Raw genomic sequence first — 11707 nt, forward strand, 5'->3', positions numbered from 1 at the left:
CAGCATGATTATTCCGGCTTTGGATTTGATCGACGGCAACGTGGTGCGTTTGCATCAGGGCGATTACGGCCAACAGCGCGACTACGGCAACGATCCGCTGCTGCGCCTGCAGGACTATCAACAACAGGGCGCCCAGGTGCTGCACCTGGTCGATTTGACCGGCGCCAAGGATCCGGCGGCGCGCCAGATCCCGCTGCTGCGCAAACTGCTGGCGGGGGTTGAGGTGCCGGTGCAGGTCGGCGGCGGCATCCGCAACGAACAAGACGTCAGTGCCCTGCTGGAGGCCGGCGCCACGCGCGTGGTGATCGGCTCCACCGCGGTGAAACAGCCGCAGTTGGTGCAAAGCTGGTTCGAGCGCTACGGCGCCGACGCGCTGGTGCTGGCGCTGGACGTGCGCATCGACGCGCAGGGCGTGAAGCGCGTGGCCATCAGCGGCTGGCAAGAAGACTCCGACGCCACGCTGGAACAGGTGGTGGAACAGTTCCTGCCCTACGGGCTCAAGCACGTGCTGTGCACCGATATTTCGCGCGACGGCACGCTGGCCGGTTCCAACGTGGCGCTGTATCAGGAAATCAGCCGCCGTTATCCGCAGGTGGCCTTCCAGGCCTCGGGCGGCATCGGCAATCTGGACGACATCGCCCAGCTGCGCGGCAGCGGCGTTGCCGGCGTGATCGTGGGGCGCGCCCTGCTGGAAGGTAAATTTAGCGTTGAGGAGGCGATCGCATGCTGGCAAAACGGATAATCCCGTGCCTGGATGTTAAAGACGGGCAAGTGGTGAAAGGCGTGCAGTTCCGCAACCACGAAATCATCGGCGACATCGTGCCGCTGGCGCAGCGCTATGCGCAAGAAGGCGCGGACGAGCTGGTATTTTACGATATCACCGCCTCGAGCGACGGCCGGGTGGTGGACAAAAGCTGGGTGTCGCGCGTGGCGGAGGTGATTGATATTCCGTTCTGCGTCGCCGGCGGCATTAAAAGCGCCGAGGACGCCAGCCAGATCCTGTCTTTCGGCGCCGACAAGATTTCGATCAACTCGCCGGCGCTGGCCGATCCTGAGCTGATTAGCCGCCTGGCTGAACGCTTTGGCGTGCAGTGCATCGTGGTGGGCATCGACACCTGGTTCGACAGTGAAACCGGCAAGTATCACGTCAACCAATATACCGGCGACGAGAGCCGCACCCGCATCACCCAGTGGGAAACCCTCGACTGGGTGCAGGAAGTGCAGCGCCGCGGCGCCGGTGAGATCGTGCTGAACATGATGAACCAGGACGGCGTGCGCAACGGTTACGATCTGCAGCAGCTGCGCCGGGTGCGCGAGGTCTGCAAGGTGCCGCTGATCGCCTCCGGCGGCGCAGGCACCATGGAACACTTCCTGGAAGCGTTCCGCGATGCGGACGTCGACGGCGCGCTGGCGGCGTCGGTGTTCCACAAACAAATCATCAATATCGGCGAACTGAAAAGGTTCCTGGTTGAACAAGGCGTGGAGATTCGCGTGTGCTGACAGAACAACAGAGAAACCAGCTGGACTGGGAAAAAACCGACGGCCTGATGCCGGCCATCGTGCAGCACGCCGTTTCCGGCGAAGTGCTGATGCTGGGTTACATGACGCCGGAAGCGCTGGCCACCACCGAGCAAAGCGGCAACGTCACCTTCTTCTCGCGCACCAAGCAGCGCCTGTGGACCAAGGGCGAAAGCTCCGGCCACTTCCTTAAGGTGGTCAGCATCACGCCGGACTGCGATAACGATACGCTGCTGATATTGGCCAACCCGATCGGCCCGACCTGCCACCTCGGCAACAGCAGCTGCTTCCACCCGGCCGCCAGCGACTGGACGTTCCTCTATCAGTTGGAACAGCTATTGGCGGAGCGCAAGCACGCCAGCCCGGACAGCTCGTACACCGCCAGCCTGTACGCCAGCGGCACCAAGCGCATCGCGCAGAAGGTCGGGGAGGAAGGCGTGGAAACCGCGCTGGCCGCCACGGTCAACGATCGCGAAGAGCTGACCAACGAAGCTTCAGACCTGATCTATCACCTGCTGGTGCTGCTGCAGGACCAGGATCTGGATCTGAGCGCGGTGATCGGCCGGCTGCGCGAGCGGCATCAGAAATAATGCACACAGGCTTCCCTGATAATGGGAAGCCTTATAGTCGGCTGTTTACCAGCGCAAGAATTTCCTCTGTTTTCCGCTCCATTAAGTCGCGGTTACCCCGTGATTCAACGTTGAGGCGGAGCAAAGGTTCCGTGTTTGACGCTCGCAAATTGAACCGCCAGTCGGCAAAGGTCATGCTGACACCATCCGTCTTATCAACCTCTAAGGCCTGATCTCGATAATGGCGCTCGATCATATCGAGCGCGGATATCGCAGGAACGCGGACAATGTTAATTTCACCCGAAGAAGGATAGGCGCGGATGCGTTCCGCAACCAGCTGTTCCAACGAGCGCTCTTTCAGAGACATGATCTCGGCGACCATTAGCCAGGGGATCATGCCGCTATCGCAGTAATAGAAGTCGCGGAAATAATGGTGGGCACTCATCTCGCCACCATAGACTGCATCTTCAGCCCGCATTCGTTCTTTGATAAAAGCGTGTCCGGTTTTCGACATCACGGGAATACCGCCGGCTTTTTCAACGATATCCACGGTATTCCAACTCAATCGCGGATCGTGAACGACCTTCTCTCCTGCCCCCTTGGCTAGAAACGCCTCAGCCAGCAAACCGACGATATAGTAGCCCTCGATAAAATGGCCTTGACTATCAAACAGGAAACAACGATCCGCATCGCCATCGAAGGCGATCCCCATATCCGCGCCATAATGCCGCACCGCGTCCGCGGTGTCCTGACGACGCTCGGGCAACAGCGGATTCGGTACGCCATGAGGAAAGGTGCCGTCGGGCTCATGCTGAATCTTGATGAATTCCAGCGGTACCCGATGCTGCTGAAAGCGCCGTTCGATGGCGTCAATAACCCGCCCGGCGGTGCCGTGCCCGGAGTTCACCAACAGTTTCAGCGGTTTGAAATGCGTGAAGTCAACGAAGGACAGAATATGATCGACATACTCGTTCAAGGTATCGGCCTGAAGGTAGCCGCCGCGCGAACATGCTGCGCGCTCGATGTGCTTTTTCTCCGCGAGCGCTTTGATTTCATTCAATCCAGAGTCGCTACTGATCGGCCTCGCATCCCTGCACACCAGTTTCATGCCGTTATAATTTTCAGGATTGTGACTGCCCGTGACTTCGATTCCGCCGTCCGCCGCCAGAAAAGCCGTGGCAAAATAGAGCTCCTCCGCCCCACACAACCCGATGTCAATCACACTGGCGCCGGCATCCTGAAGCCCTTTGGCCAATGAGTGTTTCAGGCTTTCACTACTTAAACGGGCGTCGTTGCCCAAAACTACGGCTTTAGGGAGCAAATATTCACCGAAAGCCCTGCCGATCCGATAAGCGATTTCATCATTCAGCTCACTCCCCAATCGGCCACGAATGTCGTAAGCCTTAAAACAAGTCAACTCAGTCATGTCACATTCTTCTGTTATTTGTACCTTTGCGCTCTGTCGCTATCCTGGGGAATTAATGCGATGGAGTCGCAATCACCGGTACGGTCTTCCTTACATTTATCACTATCTCGCTGCTCTGGAAATCTTTAGCATGATTCTGACGCAAATTTTTCCATGCGCCTCAACACGGCAGCTTGCGCGCCTTCAGTTCGCCCACTAATTGTTTAACATCCTGTACCGCGTCTCGCGCGGCAACCAGTAGCGCATCGCCGGTCTGCACGATCACCAGATCGTTGACGCCAAGCGTGGCCACCAGCTTGTCGCCAGCGTAAACATAGTTGTTCAATGAGTCGATAGCGATAACATTGCCGCGGTGCACATTGCCTTGGGCGTCCTTTTCGGCCACCTCCCACACGGCGGCCCACGACCCGACATCGCTCCAGCCAATATCGATCGGCATCACTACTGCATCCGCGGTGTTTTCCATCACCGCGTAATCGATGGACTCGCAGGGGCAACGGAGAAAGGTTTCTTCATCAATGTGAATGAAGTTGAGCTCGCGCCGGCTGGTTTCCATCGCCAACAGCGTTTTGTGATAGATATCGGGGCGAAAGCGCGCCAGTTCATGCAGATACTTTTTCGCCGTGAACATAAACATGCCGCTGTTCCAGCTGTAGTCACCGCTTTCCAGATAGGCCTGCGCCTTTTGATAACAGGGTTTTTCGACGAAACGCTCGACGTCAAAACAATGAAGTGACAGCTGCGCTCCGCGTTTGATGTAGCCATAGCCCGTTTCAGGATGCTGGGGAATGATGCCGAAGGTCACCAAACGGTCGCGCAAAGAAAACTCGATAGCCTTACGCAACGCGTCATGAAACGCGTCTATCTGCGTGATCAAATGATCGGCGGCCAAGACCAACAGCACGCCATCAGGATCGTCTTTAAGAACATGGTGCGCAGCCAGCGCGACTGCCGGCGCCGTATTGCGTCCTGCGGGCTCCAGAATAATGTGAGGATTCGAACAGTCGATTTCTCGTAGCTGTTCCGCCACCAAAAAACGGTGCTCTTCGTTGCAAATGACGATCGGCGCCGCGATATCTCCCCCATGCAGACCTTCCAGGCGCAACAGCGTCTGCTGCAGCAAACTGCGCCCGCTACCATCGACCGTCAGAAATTGTTTAGGAAATGCTTCTCTTGATAAGGGCCACAAACGGCTACCGTTGCCCCCGGCCAAAATGACTGGAATTAATCTCACCATAAACCCCGCATTACCCCAACACAGATGCATTGCTCAGGGCAATTAGGCTAATCACCCAATACCTATCGCTTGCTGATTGCTAAAGAGACTTCTCTTGCTTTTTAATATGTGAAATGAAATCAAGATTTCCCACTACTCCAGTAATCTCGCATAAAAATAAAAAAATAATAACCGGGCACATTCCTAAAATCTCCGCCGGCGCCGTCAAGCAGCCCCACCGAAGCCGGAAAGGAAAAAACAAGAAAATCAAATAAATACAAAGAGATCCATTTTACCCCCTCGAACAGGGAAGCCGCACCAACGGAAGGTGAGAGAGGTGGCGGCGAAAGCGATTCACTGGATTAGGAATTATATTAGCAAACGTGTGTTGTTAGGCAAGAAGATGCAAAGAAAATACGGTTAACATGCTGAATAACAAGATGCAGATCTTATTATTAAAAAAAATTAAAAATTAAGAATAATGCCAGATTGGCATGTAAAAAAGACTTGAGAAGCGCCAGTTCAGACGTGTTCCATGCTTTCCCCAGGCGCTTAAAACGTTGCAAAAAAAAGCCGCCTTTGCGGCGGCTTGATGACAGGTAAAGCGCTTATTCCATCCATTCGGTATGGAACACGCCTTCCTTATCGATGCGTTTGTAGGTGTGTGCGCCGAAGTAGTCGCGCTGCGCCTGGATCAGGTTCGCCGGCAGCACCGCGGAGCGGTAGCTGTCATAGTAGGCGATCGCAGCGGAGAAGGTCGGCGTAGGAATACCGTTCTGCACGGCGTAAGCCACCACGTCACGCAGCGCCTGCTGGTACTCGTCGGCGATGTGCTTGAAGTATGGCGCCAGCAACAGGTTGGCGATATCGGCGTCCGCCGCGTAAGCGTCGGTGATCTTCTGCAGGAACTGGGCGCGGATGATGCAGCCGGCGCGGAAGATCTTGGCGATTTCGCCGTAGTGCAGATCCCAGTTGTTTTCTTTAGAAGCGGCTTTCAGCTGTGAGAAGCCCTGCGCGTAGGACACGATCTTGCCCAGATACAGCGCGCGACGCACTTTCTCGATGAACTCGGCTTTGTCGCCAGTGAACGGCGCCACTTTCGGGCCGGTCAGCACTTTAGACGCGGCAACGCGCTGATCTTTCAACGAGGACAGGTAGCGTGCGAACACCGACTCGGTGATCAGCGACAGCGGTTCGCCCAGATCCAGCGAGCTCTGGCTGGTCCACTTGCCGGTGCCTTTGTTGGCCGCTTCGTCCAGGATCACATCGACCAGGTATTTACCCTCTTCGTCTTTCTTGGTGAAGATGTCTTTGGTGATGTCGATCAGGTAGCTGTTCAGTTCGCCTTTGTTCCACTCGGCGAAGGTTTCGGCCAGCTGCTCGTTGCTCAGGTTCAGCGCCTGCTTCAGCAGAGAATAGGCTTCGGCAATCAGCTGCATGTCGCCGTATTCGATGCCATTGTGCACCATCTTCACATAGTGGCCGGCACCGTCAGCACCGATGTAGGTCACGCAAGGCTCGCCTTCCGCAACCGCAGCGATTTTCTCCAGGATCGGCGCCACCAGTTCGTAAGCTTCTTTCTGGCCGCCAGGCATGATGGAAGGCCCTTTCAGCGCCCCCTCTTCGCCGCCGGAAACACCGGTGCCGATGAAGTTGAAGCCCTGGTCGGACAGCTCGCGATTACGACGGATGGTGTCCTGATAGTAGGTGTTGCCGCCGTCGATCAGGATATCGCCCTTGTCCAGGTGCGGAGTCAGCGAGGCAATGGTTTTATCCGTTGCTTCGCCCGCTTTCACCATCAGCAGGATACGGCGCGGTTTTTCCAGCGATTCGACAAACTCTTCAACGGTGTAATACGGCGCCAGATTCTTGCCCGGGTTCTCAGCGATCACTTCGTCAGTTTTGTCGCCAGAACGGTTGAAAATGGAAACGGTGTAACCACGGCTCTCGATGTTCAGCGCGAGGTTGCGGCCCATTACCGCCATGCCGACAACGCCGATTTGTTGCTTGGACATTTAGGAACTCCTGTCTGAGGATGACCCTGTCAGCAACGATGGCCAACAGGTTTTGTGATGTGGCACACATGTTAACTCAGGATTGCGGCGCGTGGGTAGTGATTGATGCGATAGGCGATTCGCAGGGATGCTTCTTCGACGATTCATGCGGCAATCCCCCTACTTTACCTGCAGAATAATCCAATAAAATTAAATTAATTCATTTTATTCAACAAGTTGATTAAGCACTCAAGTAAAATAAGATTTATCGGCAATTTAGATTTTTCCTGATTGCGAGATTTCTCACGACTGCTAAAATTGGCGGCTTGATTAATGCTATGCGCTTCTGTCCAAAGGACGAGGACATGACGGCATTGATATTGTATTTTATTGGAGAATGTAGTGTCTGAGCATCAAGCCATTAACCATACTCCTGCGACCGTCGATGAACATGCTAACAGTCACAAAATCGCAGCAGTGATAGTCTCTTATCATCCGGAACTGGGCAACCTCACCACCTTAATCAAAGAACTTAAGCGTCAGCAGGTTTCCAGCGTTCTCGTTGATAATGGCTCATTAGAGGCATCCGTCGTCGAATCGCTTTCTCAGTTAGCCACCGTAGTGCGTTTGCCGGAGAACGTCGGCATTGCGAAAGCGCAAAATATCGGCATTGAATATGCCCGCAAGGAACATGATGCCGAACTAATAGTATTTTTCGATCAAGACAGCCACATCGACGAACAGTTTATGGCCGGTTTGCTCAAAGATTATGAGCGGGTTTCCTCCGTCGATCGAGTGGCGGCTATCGGCCCGATCTTTACCGATTCGCGCTATGGTTTCCATTATCCATTGATACGGGTAAACAAGCTGGGCTGGCGCAGCAAAGTGCGTCCACAATTCCAGACTGCGCCCTTTGAAGTCAGCATGATCATCTCTTCCGGCTCGCTGATTCCCGTCACGGTATTGATGGACGTAGGCGATATGGATGAGTCGTTGTTTATCGACTACGTGGATACTGAATGGTGCCTGCGCGCCATTGCCAAAGGCTACAAAATCTATGCGGCAACCTCAGCCAGGATGTCGCATGCTATCGGTGACAAAGCGATTAAGATACTGGCCTGGCATGTGCCGGTGCACTCGGCTTTCCGCAGATACTATCGGTTGCGCAACGGGTTATATCTGGCAAAAATGAAACACATTCCGCCATTAATCAAAGTGCGCGAAAACGTTTTTAACGCCATCCACCAAGTATTACTGATTGCTACACAACCGAACAAAAAAACGCATTTGGCAACCTGGTGCCGTGCGATTAAAGACGGAATTAGCGCAAAATGAGTGCAGTTGAAGATAAAAAACCCGTTGTCGCGTCCATTGTTCTGTACAAACACAAACAAAAGGACATTCAACCGACCATCGACTCTCTGTTAGCCGAACCGTTAATAGAAACCATCGTGTTGGTTGACAATGCCGATAGTGAATGGGCGGACAATTTAAACAATCCGCGTATTGCTTACATCAAGTCAGATTTCAATGGCGGTTATGGCCACGGGCATAATCAGGCCATGGATAAATACCTGAATAAATGTAAGTATTTTATTATTTGCAATCCAGACATCGAGTTTAAGCCAGGCACGGTGAAAAGTTTATATGACTTTGCGGAAAGCGGTAACCACCGTTTTATTGCGCCAAAGATCGTTTATCCAAACGGCGAAGCGCAACGTGTCTGCCGTTTGCTGCCGACACCCGCTCATCTGTTCTTGCGCCGATTCATGCCCTTTTTGTCCAAGTATCTCGATAAAAATTATGAGTTGCAAAATGCCGACTACGATAAGAATTTCTTTGCACCGACCATTTCCGGCTGCTTTATGTTCGTAGAGTCACAGTTGTTAAAGCAATTACAGGGCTTTGATTCACGTTACTTCATGTATCTTGAAGATGTCGATCTGTGCCGCAAAGTGCTTCAATATGAAAAACCGATGTTTTGCTCGGAAGCGACAGTAACGCATGCCTTTGCCAAAGGCTCATATAAAAACCTGAAGTTGATGGGTTACCACATTCGCTCGGCGATTACATATTTCAATAAATGGGGTTGGTTTTTTGACGCAGAACGCAGAGGCGTGAATAAAACATGTATGAAACAACTGCCGCGGCTGAAAGAACAGGGGGAGGAAAAAAGCAATGGGTAATAACGGGTTCTTGAGCCGATTAACGCTCGCCGGTTTCGGCATTGTTTGCTTGGCATGCATTCTCTTGCTCCCCGTGAATGGGGTTAGCAAAAGCTTCGCCATCGCCGCCGTGGCAAACTTCGTATTCTTTACCTATTTTTTCAAAAACATCTACAATCCCGCTTCGATCTTCATGAGCATGTTCCTGTTCATGATTGGGTGCAGTCAGGCGAAATTGACGCTTATTGAACAAGACGACTTCAGTCACTCGACCTGGATGGCGTTGTTTGCAGTGATAGCCTGTTTCTATATCGTCGTGGCCGCCTTTATCCTACGGCGCGGCCGCATCACGCTCAATCGTGAAGCAAACGTGCGCTCAGGGATTTCTGCCCGCACCCTCTTCTGGTCCAATGTCATCTGCGTCGTGGTCGAAGCGTTTCTGTATTGGTATGCCATCCATAAAATTGGCAGCATTCCTCTATTTGACGACAATGCGCGCGCAAACATCATGCCCAAAGTGATCAGCAATTACTTGATGACGCTGATGGTTATTCCTACGTTCTTTATTATCTTCAACACCATTTACGTGACTGAGTCAAGAAAGTATGGATATCTTCTTTTCAGCGCCGCATATTTGAGCCTGCTGATGTTGTTAGGCGGAAGAATAAATATTTTCGTCCCCGTCATCACCAGCTTATTCTATGTACTCATTCAATATTATGTCGCTAAAGAAAATAAATCTGCACTGCTGATTACCGGTGTCATCACCTTGTTCTCCGTTGTTCTGTTGATGATAAGCATGCCGTTGATTCGAACCCAAATTTACGTTCAAAACCAACAACCGGCAACAGAAGAAAAGGTGCAAACCGGCACGCAATATTATGAAGTCATTTATAACAGTCCAAACACGGCATCTCAGGGAGATAAAGAGGCAAAAGAATTTAAACCTACGATGGAATTGCCTCCGCAGATGATGTCTATCTGGATTAACCTGAGTACCGAGATGCACGCCTTCAACAAAATGGTTGTCTATCTGGATAAAACTCATGATTTCAGAGATGGGCGCATGTTGATGACCGGAACTTTCCGCTTTGCAACCAAACATTTCATGCCGGAAGAAACGCTGGATTTGGTCAAAATGGGAGGGTATGACTGGATCAATATCATGACCTTTATGCAGAAACCTTATATGGACTTTGGCGTCTATGGTGTTGGCGGCTTCATGCTGGTATTCACTTGTGTCGGCATGGCGCTCTATCAGCGGGTTCAGCAGCGAAAAACCCTCATTAATACCCTGCTCTACAGCTATTTCTGTATGGCGATGTTATTCATGATTTTTGATAATCATTTCTATTACTCAACCGTCATCGTCAACGTTATTCTGCTCTTGTTATTCAAAGCATTTATGAGCCGGGACTGGTTGGTGAGGCTCAAGCTGGCCAAACCATCGAGCGAGCTAAAGGCCGCGGTTCATGATTAAGCATCTGAACCAACCTTTAGTTAAAAACTATGTTTCTTTGCTGCTGGTGCAGGGGGGGAATTTCATATTCCCTCTGTTGGTCTTTCCTCTTGTGGGCAGGAACATCGGTGTCAGTGAGTTCGGCAACATTCTGTTTTGCTATATGGTCGCCTTCTATTTTTCCATTTTTGTTGATTACGGATTTAACTTTTCGGCGGTCCGAAAAGTTTCAAAAATGGAAAACCATCGCGACATCGGCAAAAGCTTCTATAGCATTACATTCGCTAAAATCATCCTGGCCCTCTGCTCGCTGGCGGCGATGACGCTGATGACCTTAAGCTGGGAGAAACTGGCCCAGCTCAGCGTTTATATGCTTCTGTCTTCACTGTTAATCGTAGCGTCCATGCTATCCCCTTATTGGCTATTACAAGGTGTAGGGAAAACGGCCGCGGGCGCCTTGATCACCTTGTTCGCCAGAATCGTGACGCTGGCGGTCTTCCTTTGTTTCCCGATCACACCCTACAGCGCCGTGCTGTTGCTGGTGCTGCCCAACTTTCTTGCCGCGCTCATCATGCTGTTTTGGGTATTTTCGCGGTATCACATCGGTTGGCCTCGTTTTTCTTTGCCAGAGATTGCGGCAAATTTAAAGGAGGGTTGGCCGGTATTTGTCGCCAACTCGATCACGATGGTTTACGCCGCCAGCAACACGATTCTTTTAGGCATCATTTCCGGACCCCTGGCGGCAGGTTTATACGGTGCGGCGGAAAGGTTGGTTCGCTCCGGTTTGGCGGTTATGGCGCCACTCTGCCAGGCGGCTTACCCGATCATTTGCAGCTGCCGTACGGAGCAAACCACCAAGCGAAATAAGCTCATTAAACTGGTTTTAAGCGTCAGCTTCGTGTTCGGAATTTGCGCATTCCTGGTACTGAATTTGTTCTCTGCACCGATAATTACCTTACTGTTTGGTGAAAATTTCGTTGCCGCGGCCCCCATTCTGGCCGTGTTGTCCATCATGCTGCTGATCATTCCACCGGCCATCGTGTTGGCGCAGCTTTACCTATTGGCGAACAGTCACGATAAAGTACTGCAGAGAATTTACATCTTCTGTTCCGCGACTCACTGCCTGCATATTTATTTCACAACAAAGCTTTTTGGCGCACTAGGCGCTTCTTACTCATTAGTCTTCACCGAACTATTGGCCACTCTCTTGATTATTTATATGAGCATGAGAATGTTCAAAAGAGAAAAGCTGATTAGCTGTGCTTCTTGATAAGTAAACATATAAAAAAGCGAGCATCTCTTTGAGAGATGCTCGCTTTTTGCCATATAGTGCGGCTTAGCCCAGCGCCGGCATAATGTA

10 protein-coding genes are annotated in these 11707 nt (G+C 52.0%); 7 read left to right on the forward strand and 3 right to left on the reverse strand.

Annotation, left to right across the window (positions count from 1 at the left end; genetic code table 11):
• Positions 1 to 4: 4 nt before the first annotated feature.
• Genes hisA through hisIE form a run of 3 tightly spaced genes read left to right on the forward strand, consistent with a single transcriptional unit; the run spans position 5 to position 2108 of the window.
• The gene (hisA, locus tag ACMGF7_RS24170) at positions 5 to 742 is read left to right on the forward strand and encodes a 1-(5-phosphoribosyl)-5-[(5-phosphoribosylamino)methylideneamino]imidazole-4-carboxamide isomerase (RefSeq protein ID WP_021504314.1); all 738 of its coding nucleotides are present in this window, start codon (positions 5 to 7) and stop codon (positions 740 to 742) included.
• Positions 724 to 1500 carry an imidazole glycerol phosphate synthase subunit HisF gene (gene hisF / locus ACMGF7_RS24175; RefSeq protein ID WP_033633500.1) on the forward strand — a complete coding sequence of 259 codons (777 nt, stop codon included), beginning with the start codon at positions 724 to 726 and terminating at the stop codon, positions 1498 to 1500. The genes hisA and hisF overlap by 19 nt, the downstream gene beginning before the upstream one ends.
• Entirely contained in the window at positions 1494 to 2108 is a 615-nt protein-coding gene (hisIE, locus tag ACMGF7_RS24180; RefSeq protein WP_049240159.1) for a bifunctional phosphoribosyl-AMP cyclohydrolase/phosphoribosyl-ATP diphosphatase HisIE, read from the forward strand. Before hisF ends, hisIE begins: the two co-directional genes overlap by 7 nt.
• Before the next feature lie 31 nt (positions 2109 to 2139).
• Here the strand turns inward: hisIE and ACMGF7_RS24185 are convergent, their stop codons facing one another.
• The 3 genes from ACMGF7_RS24185 to gndA all read right to left on the reverse strand — a co-directional run bounded on the left by ACMGF7_RS24185 (position 2140) and on the right by gndA (position 6744).
• Positions 2140 to 3513: a phosphomannomutase CpsG gene (locus ACMGF7_RS24185; protein ID WP_420286747.1), complete on the reverse strand. Its 1374-nt coding sequence runs from the start codon at positions 3511 to 3513 to the stop codon at positions 2140 to 2142.
• A 160-nt stretch (positions 3514 to 3673) separates the two neighbouring features.
• Positions 3674 to 4750, reverse strand: a complete 1077-nt coding sequence (locus ACMGF7_RS24190; RefSeq protein WP_075201878.1) for a mannose-1-phosphate guanylyltransferase/mannose-6-phosphate isomerase — start codon at positions 4748 to 4750, stop codon at positions 3674 to 3676.
• A 587-nt stretch (positions 4751 to 5337) separates the two neighbouring features.
• Complete coding sequence (gene gndA / locus ACMGF7_RS24195; protein WP_049240161.1) at positions 5338 to 6744, reverse strand: NADP-dependent phosphogluconate dehydrogenase; 1407 nt, start codon at positions 6742 to 6744, stop codon at positions 5338 to 5340.
• A gap of 381 nt (positions 6745 to 7125) precedes the next feature.
• On the opposite strand from gndA, the gene ACMGF7_RS24200 reads away from it, so the two are divergent.
• From ACMGF7_RS24200 to ACMGF7_RS24215, 4 genes are read left to right on the forward strand one after another with little or no spacing between them, the layout of a single operon-like run.
• Positions 7126 to 8058 (forward strand): glycosyltransferase family 2 protein, encoded by a 933-nt coding sequence (locus ACMGF7_RS24200; RefSeq protein ID WP_197763623.1) that lies wholly within the window; start codon positions 7126 to 7128, stop codon positions 8056 to 8058.
• Positions 8055 to 8909, forward strand: coding sequence for a glycosyltransferase (locus ACMGF7_RS24205; RefSeq protein WP_049240163.1), 855 nt, complete (start codon positions 8055 to 8057; stop codon positions 8907 to 8909). Before ACMGF7_RS24200 ends, ACMGF7_RS24205 begins: the two co-directional genes overlap by 4 nt.
• Positions 8902 to 10368, forward strand: coding sequence for an O-antigen polymerase (locus ACMGF7_RS24210; RefSeq protein ID WP_049240164.1), 1467 nt, complete (start codon positions 8902 to 8904; stop codon positions 10366 to 10368). The genes ACMGF7_RS24205 and ACMGF7_RS24210 overlap by 8 nt, the downstream gene beginning before the upstream one ends.
• A complete protein-coding gene (locus tag ACMGF7_RS24215; protein ID WP_273889945.1) occupies positions 10361 to 11617 on the forward strand; it encodes an oligosaccharide flippase family protein in 1257 nt (418 codons plus the stop codon). The genes ACMGF7_RS24210 and ACMGF7_RS24215 overlap by 8 nt, the downstream gene beginning before the upstream one ends.
• Positions 11618 to 11707 lie beyond the last annotated feature (90 nt).

This window comes from Serratia sp. BNK-17 (assembly GCF_048684935.1).
GTDB lineage: Bacteria > Pseudomonadota > Gammaproteobacteria > Enterobacterales > Enterobacteriaceae > Serratia > Serratia nematodiphila.